Below are 21,369 nucleotides of genomic sequence, written 5' to 3'. Positions count from 1 at the left end.
AGCCCCTCCCAGCCACTCTCCTGAAACCAGCCCGGATTGGGTTGATCAAAGGCGGCCCGGTTGATGGCCTCGGCCAGGCTCTCCCCGCTGCGGGGCAGCTGGATCTGATCCCGATAGCCATCGAGGGCCGGAAAATCGGTGCTGACGATGGGCCGCCCTGCGGCCAGATACTCGCGCAATTTCAATGGATTGCAGGCACGGATCTGGGCGTTGTCGACAAAGGGCAGCAGACTCACCTGCCAGTGCTGGGCATAGGCTGCCAGCGTGTGATGGGGACGGGGCCCGAGCAGATGGATATTGGGGAGCCCCTTGAGGGGGGAGATATCGGTCTGGACCGGGCCAATCAGCACCAGATCCCAGTGGGGCAGGGCGGCCGCCGTCTCTGCCAGCAGGGGGATATCAATCCAGTCGCTCAGGCTGCCGTAAAATCCGGCAATGGGGCGGCCGGAGGGGAGATCCGCCGGGCGCGCTCTGGGGGGCATAAACAGCGCGAGATCCACGCCGTGGCTGAGCAGCCGGGTTTTATGGGGGGGAAAGCGGCTGGCCAGTGCGGGGCTGGCGGCCAGAATGAGATCCGCTTTTTCCACCAGTCGGGCCTCGCAGTGGGCGATGGCCTGATGATCCACCCCCGCCAGCGCCGAGAAGTCATCGCCGCAGTAGTAGATCACCGCCCGCTCTTCGAGCTTGCCAATCAGGTCGACGGCGCTGGGCAGGGAGATCCAGAGCAAGGGGCGATCCAGCTCGGGCAACTGGCGCCGGATCTGCGCCGCCAGCCAGTGGCCATTGATCTTGCCCGCCAGCCGACTGCCCGGCAGCGGCAAGGCGAGCGGCGGCAGTACCCGGGGGCTGCTGACCTCTGATGGCGCAACCGACTGGCCGCCAGCATGGCGCGCGCCGCGCAGCACGGCCCCCAGTTTACGGACGATGCGGGTGAGATCATGAAGGGTAAAGCGGGGGCAACGCATGCCGATGGAGTTGACCCAGAGCACTTGATAATCGGGCAACAGACGCTTGATCAGGTGCTGGGTGCTGGAGGGGTGCTGGCCCCAATCCTCGCCCAGTACCACCAGTTGCGGCAATGAGTGTGGTTTCATGCAAAGGTCTCCGAAGCGTGTGCGGGGTCGCTGTGATCCTGTGGTTGTAAGGGGCGCAGTACGGTGGCCGGTACCCCCGCTGCCAGCACACCTGCAGGCAGATCCCGGGTGACGACGCTGCCTGCGGCGACAATGGTGCCGGCGCCTATGGTGACGCCGGCCATCACCATCACCCCGGTGCCAAGCCAGACATCCTGCTCCAGCACGATGGTCCCCACCTGTTCATCGAGATCCGGTTTGCCAAGAGCGCGATCGCGGGCGTTGACTGGGTGCCCCGGGTAGCCCGCCAGAAAGGCACGCCCTGCAATCCGGACGTTATCCCCCAGCACTATCTTGCTGCCCACCGCCAGGGTGGTTTGCCAGCCAATGCCGACATTGCGGCCAATGACCAGCCTTGGCGTCTGGCTCGATGCCCGGCCGCTGATGGTCATGGCGGCGCTGAGGCGGCAGTCGGCACCGATGTCGATGGTGACCGGACCGCTGATATAGGGGATGCCGCCATAGAGATAGAGGCGTGGGGCGGGGGCCGTCAGGCGAGATTGAAACAAGGGAGTCCACCAGAGGGTGCGGGTCAGGGTCGCCAGCGCGTTGCTGCCCAGCAAATAGAGCCGATAAAGTAGCCGATGCAGGGGAGGGATCACGGGGAATGACCAGTGGCGGGCACTTTTGGCCAGCCGCCATATCCGGCGGGCCAGTGGCGTCTCTCCCTGTTTGGCCCAGTTTTTCATCCGGTGCAGGTTGATGGTGTTCATGGCGACCTCTCCCTCTGGTGCAGTCCGTTGCTCGCTAAGCAGAAAGCAGGGATCGGGCCAACAGGACGACCCCAGCTAGAACGGGCCAAATGGGGCTAAGAGGAGGGGCAGATTGCGCCGGTCGGTGCAATTTGCAGCCAGCGTTGTGCAAAACGCAAATGCCAGTCTCATTCTGGGCTTGTTCAGGCCGGTTAAGCCGCACAGAGGGGCTATCGCTTCAGGGCGGGAGTGAGTGGCGTGGGCTTTGCATTAGCGGTAGCTGACCCGGAGCAGGATGCTTCGGGTGGCTGGGAGGCCCTATGAAACTTGGTGTGAACCAGATTGCCATGCTCTATTACGCCGGCGGCTTGCTCTTGATGAAGGGGATCTCCCTGCTGATGCTGCCGGTGCTGACCCATCAGCTGCTGCCTCGTGAATACGGCCAGCTGGAAGTACTGCTGACCCTCATCAATCTGGGGTCCCTGATCCTTGGCTTCGGGCTGGTGGATGCCCTCTACCGTTTTGCCGGACTGGCGAAAGATGAGCAGGAGCGCCAGCAGGTAGTGGCCCGCATGTTTGGTCTGGTCTGGCTGATCGCCCTGGCCAGTCTGGTGCTGCTCTGGCTGCTGGCACCTGTGGTGCAAGCCTGGCTGCCGGTGGAAACCCGCCTTGCGGATGTGCGCTGGGTGCTCTGTGCCCTGCCGTTTGAAGGGGTGATCGGCGTGCCGCTGGCATGGCTGCGGATGCGCAATCAGGCGCGGCTCTTTTTCGTGGCGACCGCAGGCAAGGCGGTGATCCAGTCGGTGCTGACCGGCTGGTGGCTCTGGCTCGGCTGGGGCGTGAGCGGGGTGCTGGCCTCCGGCACCCTGACCTGCGTTGCACTGGCGCTGCTGCTGAGTCTCTGGCAATGGCGAGATAGCGGGATCCGCTTTGACTGGCAACACTACCGGCCGCTGCTGCGCTATGGATTGCCTCTGGTGGTGAGCGGGCTGGCAGGCTTTGCCCTGAGCGGACTGGATCGCTGGCTGCTGGCCGATGTGGTGGGTGAGGCGCTGCTCGCCTACTACGCGGTGGCGGGCAAGCTGGCGCTGGCGGTGGGGCTGTTGCTGCAACCCTTTGCCCTCTGGTGGTATCCCCGTCGTTTCATGCTGTTGCGCGAGCCGGATGGACTGTGGCTCAATGCCCACTACAGCGTGATGGGGTCGGTACTGGGGTTTGTCACCGCGGGGATTGTCGGGCTTACCGCCCCCTTGCTCATTCGCTGGCTGACCCCGGAGAGCTATCACGGGGCGATCGCCTATATTCCGCTGCTGGTGCTGGGTATGGCGGTGCGCAATGTGTCGGACTTGCTCAATGTCGGCTGCTTTAGCGGCGAGAAGAGCAATGCCCAGATGGTGATCAATCTGGGCTGCAGCGCCCTTGGGGTCGCAGGCTTTCTGCTCGCCATCCCCCCCTTCGGGGTTGCCGGGGTGATCTGGACTCTGCTTTTGGTCTATCTGGTGCGGGCGCTGGCCTTTTATCTGGTGAGCCAGCGGTTGCTGCCGCTGCCGTATCGCCTCTCGACCCTTTGGGCCAGTTCCCTCGGGGCGCTGGCGATGGTCTGGCTCGGCCAATGGTGGGCAGGATCATGGCTCGTCTAACGCCGGCCATCTGGGCAAGCGCCATCTGTCTGGTGCTGGCTCTGCTCTGGTGGCGGCTGCCCCATCCCTTGCTGCTGCCGGTGCTTGGCCTTGCCATTCCCGCCATCTGGTTTGCCCTGCGCTGGCCCTTCTTGATGGTGCTGGGGTTTGTCACCTTCTCCTTCTTTCGGCTGCATGAGGTGTTCCCCCAGCTCTATCCCCTCAAGATCCCGCTGCTCTTCTCGCTGGCCGCCATCGGTGCGCTGGTCTGGCACATTTTGTTGACCGGCCGGATCAAGCCCTACTGGAGTCCAGCCCTGAGCTGGCTGACGGCCTTCTTTGTGATGGTATCGATCGGTGTGCTGTTTGCCAGCAACCGGGGCGAGGCGATCGCCACCTGGACCGGCAGCTACAGCAAGATCTATCTGATGACCCTGGCCACCGCCTGGCTGGTGCGCACCCCGGGGGATTTTGCGCTGGCGGTGCGCACCTTTGTGGTAGCGGGCTGTCTGGTGGCGCTGGTGGCCCTCTACAACAAGGCGAGCGGGATCGGGCTGGTGGAGGGGACCCGGGTGACCATAGGGCGCGAGCTGGGCTCTGTGCTGGGGGATCCCAACGATCTGGCGCTGGTGCTGCTCTTTCCTGCCGGTTTTTCGCTGAGCTTGCTGCTCAATCAGGGCAATGGGGTGGGGGGGCGTTTGCTGGGGGGGCTTGGCTTTGCGCTGACCGCCGCCGCCATTATCGCCACTCAGAGCCGGGGTGGTTTGCTGGGTATCTGCGCCGTTGGTGGCCTGTTTGCCTGGCAGCGGGTGAAGTCGAAAACCCTGTTGATCTCGATGGGGATGGTCGCGCTGGTGGTGCTGTTTGCCGCCGCCGGGATCAGTGACCGGGCATCTGGCGGCGCCGCCGAGAGTGGGGTCGATGCCTCGGCCATGGGGCGGATCTACGCCTGGCAAGCGGCCTGGGGCATGGCGCTGGGCCATCCGCTAGTGGGGGTGGGCTTGTCCAATTTCTATTACAACTACTTCTTCTACAGCCCCCATTGGGATGGGCTCAATCATGCGGTGCACTCCACCTGGTTCGGGGTGCTGGCTGAAACCGGCTTTGTCGGGCTGGCGCTGTTTATCGGCATGGTGACGGTGGCCCTGCGCAGTTGCTGGCGTTGCCAGCTTGCTGGCATGCCTCCTGCAGTGATCACGGCGATGCAGGGGGTGATGGCCAGCATGGTGGGGTTTGTGATTTCGGGATCCTTCCTGACCCAGGGGTTTACCTGGCCCATCTATCTGGAGCTGGCGCTGGCCGTCGCCGCGATCAAGTACGTGCAGCAGGCGGCCACAGAGGCGAAGGCCACCGCTGAGGATCATCAGAAGGCAACCCGGTTGCCGGCAGTGCCACCAAAGGGAGCAAGAGGATGAACGCAACCCCTGTTTTGCTGGTTCACTACGGAGAGGACTGGATCCGCGGCAGCGAACGCTGCCTGCTGGATCTGCTGGCCCACCTCGATCGCAGCCGGTTTACGCCGTTGCTCTGGTGCAATAGCCCGACGCTGGCGGCAGAGGCGGCCACCCTCGGGGTAGAAACCATGGTCGAGCCGTTCAGCCTGCTGCTGGGATGGCAGGCGCCCCGCTTTGATCTTGCTGCCCATCGGCGCCTCTCCCGGCGAGCCAGAGAGCTCATCACCGAGCGGCAGATTGGGCTGGTGCACGCCAACAGTGCGGCCCCTTGTCAGTGGTTGGCGGGGGTCTGTCGGGCGTTGCAGGTACCGCTGGTGTGCCACCTCCATGCCCGTTATCAGCCCAGAGACAGATTCAGCCTGCGGGTTCATCAGGCAAGCGTGCTGATCGGGGTGAGCGAGCCGGTATTGACCGGTTGGCGCCAGGATGGCTGCGCGGCCGATCGGTTGATCCGGGTACCCAACGGGGTGGATGCCGCTCGCCTGAATGGCGGTGCTCACTGGCCGGTCGTCGGCATGCTGGGCTTGCCCCCGGGGGATATGATCATCGCCACCGTCGGCTCATTGATCAGACGCAAGGGGATTGATCTGCTGATCCGCTCGCTGGCTGCCCTGATGGCATCGGGGGAGGAGGCCCAGTTGCTGATCATTGGCAGCGGCCCGGAGCGGGAGGCATTGGTGGCGTTGGCCACCGAGCTCGGGGTGGCCGAGCGGGTCCACTTTTTGGGCGAGCGGCCGGACAGCGCGGCTATCTTGCGGGGCGGGGTGGATCTGCTGGTCTCCGGAGCCCGTGAGGAGGTGTTTGGTCTGACGTTGGCGGAGGCGGGCATGTTGGGGCTCCCGGTCAGTGCCTATCGGGTGGGCGGCATCCCCGAAGTGGTGGAGGAGGGGGTGACCGGCTTGCTGGCGACCCCGGGGGATTGGGCCGAGATGGCTGATCACTGGCGGCAATTGAGCAATCCGCAACGCCGATGTGAAATGGGGCGGGCCGCTCAGCTGCGTGCCGCACAGTTGTTCACGGTGGCGCGCTATGTTGACGGAGTCACGGCGGTGTGGGACGCCGCGCAGGCTGGTCGTTGGCACGCCGCGGCCCCCACACCCTTCCGACTACTCATTCATTGGGCGGGGCAACGACTCCTTGCCAGAGGTCGCAATATGCTGGCGAGTGGGATGGCAAAAGTGGCGCAAAAAGTGCAGCTGGGGTTTGGCCGCCGCAAGGTACCAGAGTAAGGGAGCAGCAAGATGAGCATGCAAACTGAGCCGGTGTTTGGAAAGGTCATCGTTGTGGATCCCATCCCGTTTCGCGGTGGCTCCAAGGTTGCGACCGAAGTGCTGCTCGATGAGTTGGCCAAACGGATGCCCGGGCTCACATGCCATGTGCTGACCCAGGATCCCGACTCCTGGCCCCGTTGCCAGCATCACCCCCTTTGGCTGCCCCACATATTGAAGGGGCGGGAGTCCGGCATCGGCTATCTGCTCAAACAGGGGTGGCAGACCCTGCTGATCCTCTGGCTGGTGTTGCGTCTGGGGCAGGTGAAGTGCCTGGTGGCGGCGTCCGGGCCTGGGGTGGATCTCTGCTGTTATTGGGCGGCCCGCTGGTTGCGGTGCCGGGTGGTTCAGCTGATCCACGGCCCTGTAGGGTGCTCGGGGCTCTCTGCCAGAGCCTTGCAACGGGCGAGTTTTGTCTTTTATCTCGAATCGACGCGCAGCTCCCTGGCAGCATTGCTGGCCCGGCTTGGTGAGACCGAGTTCCCGTCACACTGGCAGCCATTTACCAACGGTTTGAGCGAGATTGATTGGCCCAAAGCGACCCTGGGGGGGCCTCGCATTTTATGGGCGGCCTCGTTGCTGCGCTGGAAGGGGCTGGAGACCATGCTGGCCGCCCATCAACTGATCCCTGATGCTCGCCCCGAGCTGATGGTGTGCTATCTGCAGCCCAAGGGCACGCTGCAGCCATGTAGCCAGCCTCAGCCACAGCTGCCAGATACCCATTGGTATGCCAACCCCGCCAATCTTGACGAGATCCGATCTCAATGCGGCATTTTTGTCTCCACCAGTCACCAGGAACCGTTTGGTCTCTCCATTCTGGAGGCCATGGCGGCAGGATTATGCGTAGTGATCCCGGCCGATGGCGCCTGGTGGGATCGACACCTCACCGATGACGTGAATTGCCGCAAATATCAGCCAAACGATCCCGGCGATCTGGCGCGGGTGCTGGCCAGCCTCAATGCCATGCCCGACGTGGTCAAGCGACTTGGCCATCATGCCTGCCTGCATGCCATGGTCCATTACAACGCGGCGGATACCTACCAAAGCACACTGGATCAGTGGGAAGGGTTGTTGCGACAGGATCGCTTGAGCCGTACTTTGCATGGTTGATCTGCAGTGGTCCTAACGCCTGAAATAGGTTCATATCTATTCAAAGTGAACGAGGAGACGGTCGTATCCGTCTGCCTCGGCTAACAGTGGTGAACCCCAGATATGATCTCCCAATTGACTAACCCCGCCTTGCATATAACCGGTGAATATCGCTTGCCTGGTAGCACATATGTGCGTTCGTGATGAACAGGGAACGGTTTGTTAATTAGATTGTGAACTCATGGTGTTAATCAATAACTTGTTATGTGAGTGGCTTGTTTGTAGTGATGTGAAATGAATTAATAGATAACTTTCGCAATAATGTGAAGCGTGCAATCGGCGTGGGCGTAAATGGATGCGCTCGTCTCTGTTATTGAAGATAGAACATAGCCCCCTCCTTTTTATGGCCTCTTTGGCCATGCACTTGCTGGCGCTCGCGCTGCCATTGGCCTTATTACAGATTTACGACCGAATTTTGCCTGCTCAAGCCTATGGCACGGCGCTGCTTCTGGTTCTTGGCGTTGGCATTGCCATAGTGCTTGAAGCGGTATTGCGCTATGGCCGTCAGGTGCTGCTTGCCGCAGTGGGCGCTCGTTATGAAGCACAACTGACCGCCCAGGCCATCGAACGGTTTTATCAAGCCGATGTGCAGACTGTGGAGCTGCGCGGCAGTGCACTCTGGCTCGAGGCGTTTCGCGCTATTGGTCAATTGCGAGACTTTTGGTCCGGTCAGGCTGGTGTGGCACTTTATGAGTTGCCTTTCATGCTGATTTATCTGGCTCTGATCGCCTACGTGGGTGGGGTGTGGCTCGCACTTGTCCCTGCTGGATTTTTCATTCTGTCTGTAATGTTGGCTTGGTACCTTAATGAGTCTCTTTTGCGGGCAGCCAAGCAGTGCAGTGAGAAGGAGGTGGTGCGTAATGAGCAAGCATGGTCGCTCTTTAGTTGCCGAAAACGATGAGATAGGCTCGATCGATTCGTTACGACTCGATATCCCTGTTCAATCAGAGTACCCATCCGATCCAGGCGACAGCACTCAACTGCACGGAGCCATATCGCCGCAAGTGGCGGACTATTTGCAGTTTGCCAATCTCTCCGCTGCGGTGGAGGGGGGAGATAACATAGGGCCTGTGTTTACATGACATTGGGGCTTTTCTATCTGGACGGTGTAGCAAGATAGGGGCTGATATCCACCTCATCGATGAGATCCGGGCTCATGTAGCGCTCGGCATAGTGCAGGTAAACCCCGGAGGAGAGAAAGAGGGCAAACAGGTCTGGGTCGATGTGGTGGTCCTTTTGCATGAATCCCATGATGCGGATGGCCTCCGAAAGAGATTTGGCTTTCTTGTAGGGGCGATCGCCGGCGGTCAGCGCCTCGAAGATATCGGCGATGGCCATCATCCGGGCAGGGATGCTCATCTCGTCCCGTTTCAGCCGCTTGGGATAACCGGTGCCATCCATCTTCTCGTGGTGTCCCCCTGCGATTTCCGGCACCTGTTTCAGGTTGGCGGGGAAGGGGAGTTTATCGAGCATGATGATGGTCTGGATCATGTGCTCATTGATCTTGTAGCGCTCCTCGTCGGTGAGGGTGCCCCGGCGGATGGAGAGGTTGTAGATCTCGCCCCGGTTATAGAGGTACTCGGGAGTGTTGACCTGAAATCCCCAAGGGTTGTCAGGAGCAAGGCGCTCTCGGCTGCTGCGGGTGAAGAGGTGATCTGGGCGATCGGCCAACAGGGGTTCGGTGACTGGCAGCGGTGACTCCGCAGCCCGCTGTTTGCGTGCCAGTTCATCCTGCGAGAGGCCAATTCGATCGGAGAGCGTGCGCAGCCAGGTGCGGCCTGCGATCAGCTGCAGCCTTTCAATATCCTCTGTGGCCATAAATTCGCCCCCTTCGTTGCAACGGGCGATGAAGGCAAACTCCTCATCCAGTTGTTGCCACTGTTTTTGCAGCGTGGCCTGTAACGTGGTCTCATCACCCCCGTGGAGACGCTCCTGCCAGTAGGCAATCTCGGCATCCCGTTTCAGCACTTCGAAGCGCATTCTGACCTCGTGAATGCGATCGTACAGGGTTTCCAGTTTGGTGGCCTTGTCGACCACAAATTCCGGGGTGGTTACTTTGCCGCAATCGTGCAGCCAGGCCGCGATATGTATCGCTTCCCACTGTTTTTCATCGAGCGAGAAGTGTTGGAAGGGGCCCTCATTGGCATTACAAGCCGCTGCTGCCAGCATCTTGGTCAACTCGGGAACCCGTTGACAGTGGCCACCGGTGTAAGGGCTCTTGGCATCGATGGCTCCAGCGATGAGCTGGATAAAGGCTTCCAACAGATTGCGCTGCTCCTCCAGCAGTCGTTGGGTGGTGAGCGCCACCGCCGCAGTGGAGGAGAGCGCTTTGACAAAGGCCATCCGCTGTGGAGTCAGGGGTTTCTTCCGTTCATCGATCAGAAACACCAGGGTGCCGAGCAGTTGGCCATCACGGTTTTTCAGGGCAATCGGCCAGAAGGTCAGTGGTGTGTCGCTCTCCTCGATGTAGGGGAACAGGATCTGCAATTCGCTGGTGACCAATGCAACGGGTTCCAGTTCCGCCCCTTGCAAGCTGCGGAACAGCGGATGTGTTGGCTGATTGAGGGTTCCGATACAGTGGGTCGGTTTTTGCTCCTGCACCTCGCCATTCCAGCACAACCCTGCCAGATCCAGCGTCTTGTAGCCGCTATCAGAGAGATAGAGCATGCAGCCAGTGGCACCGGTCAGTTGCTGCATTTCGGTGAGCAGCCGCACCAGCAAGCGGGGGAAGCTGGTCTCGCTGGAGAGGGAGGTGGAAAGCTGTAAAAAGCGCTGAATGGTCGATTTCATGTCGCCCATGGCCTGGGAGAGATCGATGATTTCGGCAATATAGGTGTTGACCCTGACCGGCTCGTTAAAGTCAAATCGGGCTATTTTTCCCGCCTCTTGCGTCAGGGCATCGAGGGGCCTTGCGGCGGTTCTGGCCAGTATGATGGCAGAGAACAGGGCCAGGAGCAGGAAGAGCCCCGACAGGAGAAAGCTCTGATTGCGAATGGTGATGGCGGTGGCCAGCAACTCATCGACTGGAGCCGTAATCCAGAGAGATAACCGTGACCCATCCGATTCTGGAAGCGCAATATGCATTCCTTGCCAATCACGCCCTTCAGATTGAAATGTCAGTTTGTCGATGTTTTGGCGTTGTCTGGCATCGATCAGATGTTTAATCATTGGGAGGTCGGTTTCGGCGACTTTGGCCAGCCGATATGTTTCCTTCTCATCGTGGATGATCATACTGCCTTTGTGGCTGGTAACCAATTCCCCCATCTCATTGACGATGGCCAGTCGCATATTGGGGGTGATCATGGCTGATTTGAGCAAGCGTTCGATGGATCGCAAGCTCAGGTCTACCCCGACGATACCAGCACCATTTTGCATCGGCTTGGCAAAACTCAGGTTGATCTCCTGGGTATCGATGGATATGTAGGGCGGAGTCTGCATCAATCGCCCGGTCTTGTTTGCCTGAATAAACCATGGACGTTCTCTGACATCAAAACGCTTTCCTGAGACCTGTTTGTGCTCGATGATCGCGAGTTTGTCGGTCAGGGCGAAGATATCCGTGAGAGTAGCGGCTTCCAGGTGCCGGACGCTTTTCACAATCCAGCGGGTATTGGCGGGCGGCGTTAGGTGTTGCACCTCGGTGTCGGCAGGCCAGCGTGTGAGCCAGAACATGTCGCCGTTATGGTAACCGGCATAAACCCCGTTGGCTGATGGCTGCCCTTTTAGCAGCGTTGCCATATAGGGGAGGCTTGCCATTCGTGCAGTCAGTGTCGTCGCCTCGATCAGACGTTGCTGGGCGAGCATATTGGCACTCAGTGCAGCAGGACGAAGCAGCCCTTCCAGTTCTTGAATCGTCAATTGTCCGATCAGGCTGAATCTCTCCTCTGCCTCCTGCATCAACATTTTTTTGGTCTGTTGGTATTGATAGCCGAGAGTGATCAGGGCAAACACCAGCAGCAAGCCCAGAAACAGATGAGCTATGTGCACATACAAGGGGATAATACGGCGAAAGAGATTCATGTTACCTCCTCAATTGACCGGGCTGCAGAATTGGACATAAAACAGATAACCTAACAGAATCATGGTATTAGCCCTTGCTACAGAATACATGAAAAATACCCGTTGAGTTAAACTACCGGCAGAAGAGAATGTATATCGGTGATAAATTCTTCATGTCTTATCCACCCAACAGTATCAGCGCAAAATAATCTGCTGAGATGCCACGGTTAAGCATGAGCACGTTGAGCATGCTCACTCAGAATATGGATTAAAATCCTATTTTCGCGGGAAGAACGCTGAGATATTCAGCCGATGCGTCTCTTCTTCGAGAGAGTTTCGGGATTTGGTCATCTTGAGACCACGCTCTAGCACTGGCATATCATCTAACCCGATTAATTCATCCATCTGATCTCAGCATGGCGTGGAGGCCGCACCTCCGGTGATGTAGGCCGCTGCCACTGTTCCATACCTAAGTGTTTCTTCAACTCGGTTTTTCCTTGGTGACTTGCGGGATCCTGTCGGGTCGTGTGCACATTTCAATAGGGTGGTCATGGCTGCCTGTCGGGGGATCAATTATGGTGTGAGAAAGGCTGGCAAGGTTCGCCGCCTTCCATCATGGCAGGGAGAAACACGAGATATGGATAATCTTGCCCTGGACGCAGCTCGTCCCCTGGTGCTGGTTGTTGATGATGATACCGGTACCCTCAATTTGATGAATGCTCTGCTCAGCGGACGCTACCGTATCAAGCTGGCGACCACGGGTCGCAAGGCGCTGGAGCTAGCCCGAGCCGACATGCCCCCCGACCTTGTGCTGCTCGATATTATGATGTCAGACCTAGATGGGTATGAGGTGTGTCGTCAATTGAAAGCCGATACGCAGACCTGCGAGATCCCGGTGATCTTTCTGACGGCCATGTCGCACACGGAGGATGAGCGGCGGGGGTTTGCTCTGGGCGCAGCCGACTACATCACCAAACCTATCAGCCCGCCTATCTTGCTGGCTCGTATCGACACTCACCTGATGCTTAAGCGAGATGCGGATCTGCTGCGGGCATCTCGTCACCAGTTGGCTGGTTTGCGTGACGGGAGCCTCGTGCCTCACCAGGCCCTCGCACAGGGGGCGGCTCTGTTGTTGGACACCTTTGCTAAAATGCGTCTCCGTGACGCGCAGCCTAATGCCTTGTTCATCCAATCCTGCCTGAGGGCGCTGGTTTGCCAGCTGGTGAGCCAGCCGCATTATCGGGATGAGTTGGCACAGCTCGACATCGAGTTGCTTTGTCAGGCTGCTTTGTTTCGGGATGTGGGAATGTTGCGCGTACCGGAAGCTGTCCAGTGCAACCCTGCATCGCTAACGGCGTCAGAGCGTGCGCAGATAGTCCACCATCCGGAGTGGGGAGAGGTTGTGATCGCCCGGTTGGCGAAACTGGTGGAGGAGTCTGTTACCGCTCAGTATCTGGGAGAGAAGCACCGTATCGATAACAGCACCAATGGGCTACAGGCCGGGTTTACCCTTGCCAAAACGTTGGCTCGGCATCATCACGAGCGCTGGGATGGTACCGGCTATCCCGATGGCCTGGCGGGAGAGGATATCCCGTTGGTGGCCCGTCTGATGGCCATCGTCGATGTGTATGTCGCCCTGCTTAGTGAGCGGCCTTATCGTCCGCCCTTCTCCCGCGAGGAGGCGCTTGTGCTGATGATGGCTGGGAGAGGCAGCCAGTTTGATCCTCTGCTGCTGGATTGCTTTGTGGATCTGGCGCCGACACTCTCAACGCTTGCTGGACTGGCCGATTGCGTGTGCCGTACACCATGAAATACCGTCTCTGGCATATTGTCACCGTGTTGTTTCTTTCCCTGATGGTGGCCACTCTGGTCGATGCCTTCTATCTGGAGCTGGAGCGGCAGGAGTATCGCCAGTCGCTGGATACCCGCATTCAGCGCGAGGGCGACAATCTGCAGCAACTTACCCTCTCAAGCAAGGGGATGGGGGCGGTGCAACTGGCTGGCCGCCTCAACCACGAGATCCAGCAATCGTCACTGTTCGATCGGGGGGATCTGAGCCCGAGCGAAGCTCTGCAGGGGTTGGCGCAGGGGGTGAAGGCCAATCATGCCTTTGTTACCAATAAAGCGGGGGTGATTGTCCGTGATTGGGATGCGCTTGGTCGCCATGTCGTCGGGCAGGATGTGTCGTTTCGCTCTTACTTCAGACAAGGGATCCTGGGGCTGGAAACGGTAGATGCCGGGGTTAGCCTCAATACCGGCAAGCGGATGATCTATGTGGCGGCGCCAGTCACTCACGATCGGGCGCAAGGAAGCGACATTACCGGGGTGGTGGTAGCGCGCTACGAGATGGCGCTGCTCGATACCTTTCTGGCCGGGTGGGGCGATACCATCGGTTTGCTGGTCTCGCCAGATGGAGTGGTGATGGCCAGCAACAAGAGCGATTGGCAAATGGCGGTGGTGGGACCGAACTCTGCCGTCAGGCAACAGCAGCTCTTTGCTTCTCGACTCTATGGACACTATTTTGCACCGGATCGCCAGCCGGTGACCCTGCCTGCACTCGATGGCAGTGAGGTCAGGATAGGGAAAGATAGCTATCTGGTGAGCCGTATACCTATCGAGTGGCACGATGCCAAAGGGCAGTGGACGCTGCTGCTGTTGGGCAATGTGGAACAGGCCGTGTCAGGATGGCGGCGAGTGGCCTTGTTCGGCACCGCCCTGTTGATATGTCTGAGCTCGGCCCTGCTCTGGCAGGGGCGGATGTTGCGTCGCCGCAGTATCCGCGAGCGCAACGAACAGTTTGCCTTCCAGCAGGCATTGATCGATACCCTGCCACATCCTCTCTTCTATACCGATAATCAGGGTCGCCTACTGGGGGTGAATCGTGCCTTTACCAACGCATTTGGTGGCGCCCGCCCGGTCGAGGGCAAGCGGCTGGCTGAGTTGCCGCAACTGGCCGGACTCGATGCGGTGGATGAGGGCAACACCTTGCAGAGGGTGGCGGGCAGCCAGGCCAGAACGCAGCATGAGGTGCGCCTGCTCTCGGCAGATGGCCGTTCTCTGGACATGCTCTATTTTCTATCGGGGATAGAGCTTGCCGAGAGCAAGCGTAGCGGTGCAGTGGGCAGCCTGGTAGACATCACCCCGATCCGTGCCGCCGAGCAGGCCATGCGGGAGGCCCATGACCGGATTGCTGCAGATCGCCAGCGACTACATGAGAGCGAACAGCGGATCCAGTCCATGGTCCGCAACGTGCCGGGCATGGTCTATCGCTGCCAGCCTCATCCCCCCTGGACCATGTTGTTCGTCAGCGATGAGGCAGAAAAATTGACCGGCTATCCCGCCAGTTATTTTGTTGGCGCTGGCAACAGCCGCGATTTTGGTGACTTGATCCATCCCGATGACCTCGAACTGAGCAACCGTAACACCATCGATGCCATTGCCGAACATCGGCAATATATCAACGAGTACCGCATCTTCGATCGCCGGGGTCAGCTCCGCTGGGTCTACTCCATCGGACTCGCTACCTATGATGCCGAGGGCAAGGCCATCTATCTGGACGGGATCATCTTCGATTTCAGCGACCGCAAGCAGGCGGAGGCCGCCATGATCGAAGCCAGGCAGATCGCTGAAGATGCCACCCGAACCAAGAGCGAATTTTTGGCCAACATGAGCCATGAGATCCGCACACCGATGAATGCCATTATCGGTATGGCCCATCTGGCGCTGCAAACCAGCCTCTCCCCCGAACAGCACAACTATGTGAGCAAGATAGACAGAGCGGCGAATAACCTGCTCGGGATCCTCAACGACATCCTCGACTTCTCCAAGATGGAGGCGGGCAAGCTGCAACTGGAGCAGGTGGATTTTTGGCTCAACGAGGTATTCGAGTGGCTGGCTGATCTGACGGCGTTTCGGGCTCGGGAAAAGGGGTTGGCGCTGCTGTTCGATCTGGCCGGTGATCTGCCTGATCGGGTGTGTGGTGATCCCCTGCGACTTGGCCAGATCCTGCTCAATCTGACCAGCAATGCGATCAAGTTTACCGAACAGGGAGAGGTGATCGTCCGGCTGGCATGCAGTGACGAGGGAAATGGCGAACTCTGGCTGCTGGGCTGTGTTGAGGATAGCGGTATCGGCATGACGGCTGAACAGTGTCAGCGACTCTTCCACTCTTTTGAGCAGGCCGACAGTTCGACTACCCGTAAATATGGCGGCACAGGGCTTGGCCTGGCCATCACGCACAATCTGGTGCAACTGATGAACGGGATGATTTGGGTTGAGAGCTCTCCGGGGCAGGGTAGCGGGTTCCACTTCCGTATTCGTCTCGCTACCGTGGCGGGTCAGGGTAATGAGAAAGATCAACGTGTGGCCATGCCGCTGGCGCCGCTGCGTTTGCTGTTGCTGGAACCTCACCCAGCTTCGCGAGTGGCCATTTTCCACCAACTGGCGGCGCAGCCCGTTGAGCTTGTTTGTGCGAATGCTCCCGCCGCGATGCTGGCACTGTTGCATCAGGGCATCGCGGCGGGAAAACCCTGTGATCGAATAGTGCTGGGCTGGCAGGAGGGGGATGGCTGGTTGCCAGAGGTACTGCAGGAGGTTGCCACACTGGCGATCCCGCCCGCGATCTTGCTGATCACCTCGGGCGATCCTGCTCTGCTTGCCAGCCATGCTGCTCCACAGGGGTTGCCGCCGTGTGATGTGCTTGCCCATCCCTTTACTCCGCAAGCCCTGCGTCTAGCGCTGGGGGGCGATACCGTGGGGCGGGAGGCATTATCGGATGCAAGCCTTCATCATCAGGTGGCGCAGCACGATCATGGACTGGCGGGGGCTCGTCTGCTGCTGGTGGATGATAACGACATGAACCGGGAGGTGGCGTTGGCCCTGTTGGGCAAGCAGCAGATCACGCTGGTCTGTGCCTGTGATGGGGCGCAAGCACTCGCTCTGCTGGCACAAGATCGCGGGTTTGACGGCATCCTGATGGATTGCCAGATGCCGGTGATGGACGGGTACACCGCGACCCGGTTGATCCGCGCCGATCCGACGCTGGCCAGCATCCCCATTATCGCCATGACTGCCAGCACCATGGCCGGAGATAAAGAGAAGGCGCTGGCGGCAGGCATGAATGACCACATCGCCAAACCCTTGAATATGCCGCTGTTGCTGGTGACCCTCTCGCACTGGATCAAGCCTGCCAGACCACAGGCTGCCGCCAGTAAGTTGCAGGTGACTGACTATGCGGCCCCTTGGCAAGAAGTGCACGGTCTTGACGTGCCGCGGGGCATGGCTGTGATGGGGGGCGACAGTGCACTCTACCGCAATATGTTGCAGCGCTTCTGTAACGGGCAGCAGGGGTTTGAAGCCAGTTTTCAATCGGCCTGGGTATCGGATGACAAAGTCACGGCCCGGCGTCTGGCTCACACCCTCAAGGGCAGTGCCAGTACCATAGGGGCGACCAGTGTGGCGATGCAGGCGGCGCAGCTTGAGCGAGCCTGTGAAGATGGGGATGATGCAGGGGTCGCAACCCGCTTGCCATCCCTGATGGCCGAGCTGAAGCCCCTGCTGTCTGGGCTGGAAGCCGCGCTGGCAGCGTCCCCCATAGCGGTGGTGGCCTCCCGGGGCATCGATGCCGAGATATTGGCGGCGCAACTGCAGCAGTTGGGGGCCTTGCTGGCACAGAGCGATGCCCAGGCGTTGGCGCTCTGTCAGCAGATCGAGGCGGCTTTGGTGGGTTGTGTATCGCCGCTGCAGGCTGCGTTTCAAGAGGTGAGCCGGGCGGTTAACGAGTTTGAATTCGATCTTGCACTGCAGTTGCTGGCATCACTGCGTGCTTGAGGGGCATGCTTCTCTGGTTTGTGATCCTGATTCCGGCGTTGTTAACGGGGATGGTCGATGTGATCCAGAATATGGGTTTACGTTAGTCTGGAAAGGATGTTCATGATCGGCTGGAATATGTGTTGGTCGAACCCGGTGGGGTCATCGGGGTTACAACCTGGCGGGTGACTGAGTGAAGGAGCAGGGCAAGCGACAAGGCTTGCCCTTTGTGGATTAATTGCGGCCGGCCATGACACCGCCATCGACATCCCAAATCGCGCCGGTAACCCAATCCGCTTTGTCGGAGAGCAGGAACGCAACCACTTCGGCGACATCCTGAGGGGTCCCTACCCGGCCGATCGGATGGAAACTGTTAAAGCCTTGCAGGACGTTGTGCACCTCATTTTTGGGGATAAACCCTTCATAGATGGGGGTTTGTACTACCGCTGGAGAGACCGCATTGACGCGGATCTTGTGTGGTGCCAGCTCCATTGCCAGATGCTGGGTCAGAGAGTGCAGCCCGGCTTTTGCCATCGAGTAGGCCGAGGAGGGGGTTGCGGCGATGGCTTGCTTCGCCCACATCGAGCCGATGTTGACGATGGCGCCTGCACACTGCCTCGCAACCAGGTTTGCGGCCACCTTCTGAGTGATGAAGAAGAAGGCCTTGTTGAGTGCCATATACTGGTCATAGTCCGCATCCCCGTGCTCAAGGAAGGGTTTCGGGAAGAAAACCCCTGCTGCATTGACCAGCAGGTCGACATCCGGATGTTCGGTCTCTATGGTACCTAGCAAGCGGTTGATCCCCGCTTCACTGGTAAGATCGGCGGTGAGTGCCCAGACCGGACCTATGGTCGCCAGGGTCTTGCGGGCCTCTTCACACTTTTCGGGGCGATGTCCCACGATGACAACACTGCCACCCTGAGCCAGCACGGTACGCGCCGTTTCCATCCCCATTCCGCTGGTGCCGCCGACGACCAGTAACTTCTTGCCGCTGAATTGATTGTTCATAGTGAAAGCCTCTTTGTCATGGGTTGCTCGCCAGGCTTGTCTGTTTCCTGGCGGATAAAGGTGGCTTCCCGAGTAAGGTGCCACAGTCGTTCATTAACGTGATATCGATGAGGTGATAGCGTTGCGTCAGCGCCGGGGGCGGGTCTTGTCGCACTCATCTTGGGGCATTTTTCATGGGTTACAGGATCGTCACAACCGAGATAAACTCTGGTGATGTGAAAGAAAAACTTTATCGATATGAAGACACCCATACATCTGAATGCCTTACGGGCGTTCGAAGCCAGCGCAAGACATTTGAGTTTTTCTGCTGCAGCTGAGGAGCTGAATGTCACTCCGGCAGCTGTAGGTCAGCTGGTCAGAAACCTGGAGGAGTGGGTCGGGACTCCGCTTTTTATCAGGCAACGTAGTGGCTCAGCCAGACTTGTGCTGACCGAAAGCGCCGAGCGAGCGCTGCCTGATATCAGCGCGGGATTTGAACGACTGGGGCTGGGAGTGACAAAAATACGAGAAGGGGCGCTGGCCGGGGTATTGACCGTTGCGGTGAGCCCCGCCTTTGCGGCCAAGTGGTTGTTGCCACGTATTGATCGGTTTCAAAAGGTGTGTCCCGACACGGATGTGCGCTTGGATACCAACTTGAAACCGGTGGATTTTGCCGCGCAGGGGATCGATATTGGCGTCCGCTATGGGCTCGGGCATTGGCCTGGCCTGACAGCCACCAAGTTGATGGATGAGGAGATCTACCCGGTCTGCTCGCCGCAACTGTTACTCGACCCGCATCGCTTGCAGCAACCTGCCGATTTGCTGGGTGAAACACTCATCCATGATCTCTCAATGGACAGCCACAGCGGTTTCCCCACCTGGGATAGCTGGCTTACACAGGCGGGAGTGAAGGTCGAGTCGACCATCCGGGGTATGAAAATCAATAACTCGGCAGCCGTATTGCAAACCGCAATAGAAGGGCATGGCATTGCTCTGGCTCGTAGTGTGATGGCCCGAGATGATATTGCTGCGGGTCGCCTGGTTAAACTGTTTCCCACTATTCGTCTTGACTCACCGCTAGCGTATTACATTGTTTTTAGTCTAAAAAAAACATATACAACACGCCGGTCTGCATTCCAGGAGTGGTTAATAGATGAAGTGAATAATATTTCTTGATTGGTCGATGAGAGCAGCACTGCCCACAGGGCGAGGTGGTGTACGACCTGTTCAATGTCGTGGCCCGTATGGTCGCGAGGTGATTGACCGCATCCGGGTCGATCAGGCCAATGCACTGCACCATGACAAGCCTGCCCGGCGCTGATCACCGCTTCACTGGTCAGCAGGTGCCACTCCAGCCGGTCATCGGCATTGCTCTGCTCGATGCAGCCCACATAGTAGAGCGAGATATCCGGCTCGCTGTGCGTGTTGGCCGGAGCCTTCAGGGTGACTCTGGCAAACTTGATGTCGAGCACGATCTCTCTGGCTTTCCTGCCGCCCCGCTGGGGTATCTTGACCACTAGAGTGCCCGCAGATTGGCACTGTCTGGCATCGTCGTAGCGCTTGTTGTCGTGCTCGTTGATACAGCGGCTTTGCATCGAGCGCACCACGAAGCGCTGGCGATGTTGCTGCTTGTAGCGCAGGTATTCGTAGATATCCGCTTCCCGATCACAGACCGAGACGACGCTGGCATGATTGAAGGTGAGGGCCGTGGTGTCTTCCTGCGCCAACAAGAGGGAATGGTCTCTGGCATGGGTGGCGGTGACAGCAAAGCCGGCGTTGGCAATGGCCTCGGCACTGATATATGGGCTGCGAATGAAGCGGTATGCGCCTTCCATATCAGCAGGTGGGAGGAGAAGGTGTGACACGCAATTTCCTGGTTGGTGAGCAAGGGCTGTGGCGAGGGCTACCAGCCTTCTGGTGCGTCTTGAGTCGTTAAGGTTGGCGTGACCAAACTGTGCCTGCGCCCAGTGCGCCGGTTGAGTGAAGGGCATGTTAGAACCAGAGAAGGGAGCAATGAAAGGTTCAGGTCACAGAGCGGGAGAGAAGTTCAAAAAATCCCCAAGCGATGCTTGGGGATTTTTGTATAAGAGACAGGCCATGGCTGGTCAGGAAGCTGAAAAACGTGGCGTTCAGGCCGTCAGCCTGTTCGTACTTGGGGTGTTTGTGAACATGGACGACGACACTGAGGAGGAGATGAAGGAGATGATCGCCAGCAGCAAGGGGGTGGGGAACTTCCGCTCCATGTTCGTCAACATCCCGGACGGCAAGCCCGATGGCATCAAGCTGATCCCGGTGGGGGATATCGCCACCAAGGACGAGTTCGCGGCCATCAAGGGGATCACTGCCCAGGATGTATTGACCAGCCACCGCTTTCCGGCGGCGCTGGCCGGCATCATTCCGACCAATGGCGGGGGAGGGCTTGGAGACCCCGAGAAGTATGATGCGACCTATGCCCGCAACGAGGTGCTGCCGCTGTGTGAGCTTATCCAGGATGCCATCAACAGCGCGGGACTCCCGTCTCCCTGCGGGCCGATTTTCGGGAGAATATCGGTTCAACTGTATAAACAAACAGTGTTTGCTGTGGCAAGATAGGCTGTTGATTTGGATAGAAAAGGGGGCGTAATGCGGGTTTATTGCAAAGTGTGTGGCCAGCGGGGCCGCATTACCAAGACCAACCGACTGAGCGATGATGTTTCGGATCTCTACTGCCAGTGTACCGATGCCGAGTGTGGCCACAGCTGGGTGGCCACTCTGTCGTTCGCCCATACCCTAAGCCCCTCGGCCAAGACTACCAACCAGCTGGTGCTGAGCCTGATGGGATCGCTAACGCCAGAGGGGCGGCAAATGATACTCAAAGGACTGGAAGGTGTCTAAATTAATGATGTCGATTTAAAATTTATGCAGGTGATATGACTGAGGAATACATGGGGCCTTCGTAGTCAATGGGCTCACCTGTTATTTCCTCAATAACCTTATTTTTTTCATCTATCCAGTTTTGGAACACATCCAAATGGTCGTAGATTAGAGGGTGTTTTTTAGCTGATGCTACGATCAAAAATGCAATTGCCTGACCGACATCAATACAGACAAGTAAAGATTTATTTACCTCTCTGCTATTCTTTCCATAAATACCGACAAGTTCAAAACCATGGTATTTATCATCTATTTGGCCTGCGTCTATCAAGTGATTGAATACTGATTTTCGATTCGGATGTGCACCAAAGTCGATCGAGGCTTCATAGTTACTCATTACAAACTCAGCC

At 58.6% G+C, this 21,369-nt stretch carries 14 protein-coding genes and 3 pseudogenes; 11 read left to right on the top strand and 6 right to left on the bottom strand.

From position 1 onward, the window contains the following. Both ACRAUW_RS09205 and ACRAUW_RS09200 read right to left on the bottom strand, forming a co-directional pair. The coding region (locus ACRAUW_RS09205; RefSeq protein ID WP_431362041.1) for a glycosyltransferase at positions 1 to 1,094 on the bottom strand (1,094 nt) is incomplete at its 3' end. After that, positions 1,091 to 1,846, bottom strand: a complete 756-nt coding sequence (locus ACRAUW_RS09200; protein WP_431362040.1) for an acyltransferase — start codon at positions 1,844 to 1,846, stop codon at positions 1,091 to 1,093. The genes ACRAUW_RS09205 and ACRAUW_RS09200, both read right to left, overlap by 4 nt. A gap of 299 nt (positions 1,847 to 2,145) precedes the next feature. On the opposite strand from ACRAUW_RS09200, the gene ACRAUW_RS09195 reads away from it, so the two are divergent. The 5 genes from ACRAUW_RS09195 (at position 2,146) to ACRAUW_RS09175 (ending at position 8,216) form a co-directional block, all read left to right on the top strand. Beyond that, positions 2,146 to 3,465, top strand: coding sequence for a lipopolysaccharide biosynthesis protein (locus ACRAUW_RS09195; RefSeq protein WP_431362039.1), 1,320 nt, complete (start codon positions 2,146 to 2,148; stop codon positions 3,463 to 3,465). Next, the gene (locus ACRAUW_RS09190; RefSeq protein ID WP_431362038.1) at positions 3,453 to 4,859 is read left to right on the top strand and encodes an O-antigen ligase family protein; all 1,407 of its coding nucleotides are present in this window, start codon (positions 3,453 to 3,455) and stop codon (positions 4,857 to 4,859) included. The genes ACRAUW_RS09195 and ACRAUW_RS09190 overlap by 13 nt, the downstream gene beginning before the upstream one ends. Next, positions 4,856 to 6,127 carry a glycosyltransferase family 4 protein gene (locus ACRAUW_RS09185; protein ID WP_431362037.1) on the top strand — a complete coding sequence of 424 codons (1,272 nt, stop codon included), beginning with the start codon at positions 4,856 to 4,858 and terminating at the stop codon, positions 6,125 to 6,127. The genes ACRAUW_RS09190 and ACRAUW_RS09185 overlap by 4 nt, the downstream gene beginning before the upstream one ends. Positions 6,128 to 6,139: 12 nt before the next feature. Further along, positions 6,140 to 7,276 (top strand): glycosyltransferase family 4 protein, encoded by a 1,137-nt coding sequence (locus ACRAUW_RS09180; RefSeq protein WP_431362036.1) that lies wholly within the window; start codon positions 6,140 to 6,142, stop codon positions 7,274 to 7,276. 334 nt (positions 7,277 to 7,610) lie between these two features. Continuing rightward, positions 7,611 to 8,216 carry an ABC transporter transmembrane domain-containing protein gene (locus ACRAUW_RS09175; RefSeq protein WP_431362035.1) on the top strand — a complete coding sequence of 202 codons (606 nt, stop codon included), beginning with the start codon at positions 7,611 to 7,613 and terminating at the stop codon, positions 8,214 to 8,216. Between the two features lie 194 nt (positions 8,217 to 8,410). Here ACRAUW_RS09175 and ACRAUW_RS09170 read toward each other — a convergent pair whose 3' ends face one another. Next, positions 8,411 to 11,332, bottom strand: coding sequence for an HD domain-containing phosphohydrolase (locus ACRAUW_RS09170; RefSeq protein WP_431362034.1), 2,922 nt, complete (start codon positions 11,330 to 11,332; stop codon positions 8,411 to 8,413). Between the two features lie 616 nt (positions 11,333 to 11,948). On the opposite strand from ACRAUW_RS09170, the gene ACRAUW_RS09165 reads away from it, so the two are divergent. Then, entirely contained in the window at positions 11,949 to 13,121 is a 1,173-nt protein-coding gene (locus tag ACRAUW_RS09165) for an HD domain-containing phosphohydrolase (protein ID WP_431362033.1), read from the top strand. After that, positions 13,118 to 17,140 (top strand): ATP-binding protein, encoded by a 4,023-nt coding sequence (locus tag ACRAUW_RS09160; RefSeq protein WP_431362032.1) that lies wholly within the window; start codon positions 13,118 to 13,120, stop codon positions 17,138 to 17,140. The genes ACRAUW_RS09165 and ACRAUW_RS09160 overlap by 4 nt, the downstream gene beginning before the upstream one ends. Before the next feature lie 213 nt (positions 17,141 to 17,353). Here the strand turns inward: ACRAUW_RS09160 and ACRAUW_RS09155 are convergent, their stop codons facing one another. Then, positions 17,354 to 18,127 carry an SDR family NAD(P)-dependent oxidoreductase gene (locus ACRAUW_RS09155; protein ID WP_431362031.1) on the bottom strand — a complete coding sequence of 258 codons (774 nt, stop codon included), beginning with the start codon at positions 18,125 to 18,127 and terminating at the stop codon, positions 17,354 to 17,356. A gap of 237 nt (positions 18,128 to 18,364) precedes the next feature. Between ACRAUW_RS09155 and gcvA the strand changes: the two genes are divergently transcribed. Next, the gene (gene gcvA, locus ACRAUW_RS09150; RefSeq protein WP_431362030.1) at positions 18,365 to 19,282 is read left to right on the top strand and encodes a transcriptional regulator GcvA; all 918 of its coding nucleotides are present in this window, start codon (positions 18,365 to 18,367) and stop codon (positions 19,280 to 19,282) included. A gap of 17 nt (positions 19,283 to 19,299) precedes the next feature. Further along, positions 19,300 to 19,424 (top strand): annotated as a pseudogene (locus tag ACRAUW_RS09145) (ISL3 family transposase); the annotation flags it as partial. Here the strand turns inward: ACRAUW_RS09145 and ACRAUW_RS09140 are convergent. Further along, a pseudogene (locus ACRAUW_RS09140) lies at positions 19,411 to 20,097 on the bottom strand (IS4/Tn5 family transposase DNA-binding protein); the annotation flags it as partial. The pseudogenes ACRAUW_RS09145 and ACRAUW_RS09140 overlap by 14 nt on opposite strands. A 175-nt stretch (positions 20,098 to 20,272) precedes the next feature. Between ACRAUW_RS09140 and ACRAUW_RS09135 the strand changes: the two are divergent. Both ACRAUW_RS09135 and ACRAUW_RS09130 read left to right on the top strand, forming a co-directional pair. Continuing rightward, positions 20,273 to 20,670, top strand: a pseudogene (locus tag ACRAUW_RS09135) (phage portal protein); the annotation flags it as partial. Positions 20,671 to 20,728: 58 nt separating this feature from the next. Next, the gene (locus tag ACRAUW_RS09130; RefSeq protein ID WP_421253324.1) at positions 20,729 to 20,980 is read left to right on the top strand and encodes an ogr/Delta-like zinc finger family protein; all 252 of its coding nucleotides are present in this window, start codon (positions 20,729 to 20,731) and stop codon (positions 20,978 to 20,980) included. A 22-nt stretch (positions 20,981 to 21,002) separates the two neighbouring features. Here ACRAUW_RS09130 and ACRAUW_RS09125 read toward each other — a convergent pair. Beyond that, positions 21,003 to 21,369 (bottom strand): hypothetical protein (locus ACRAUW_RS09125; protein WP_431362029.1); only part of this gene is annotated, 367 nt, incomplete at its 5' end.

Origin of the sequence: Aeromonas sp. (assembly GCF_050633025.1) — a bacterium.
Lineage (GTDB): Bacteria > Pseudomonadota > Gammaproteobacteria > Enterobacterales > Aeromonadaceae > Aeromonas.
Note: the sequence above shows the minus strand (reverse complement) of the source record. Positions and strands in the feature narration are given on the sequence as shown.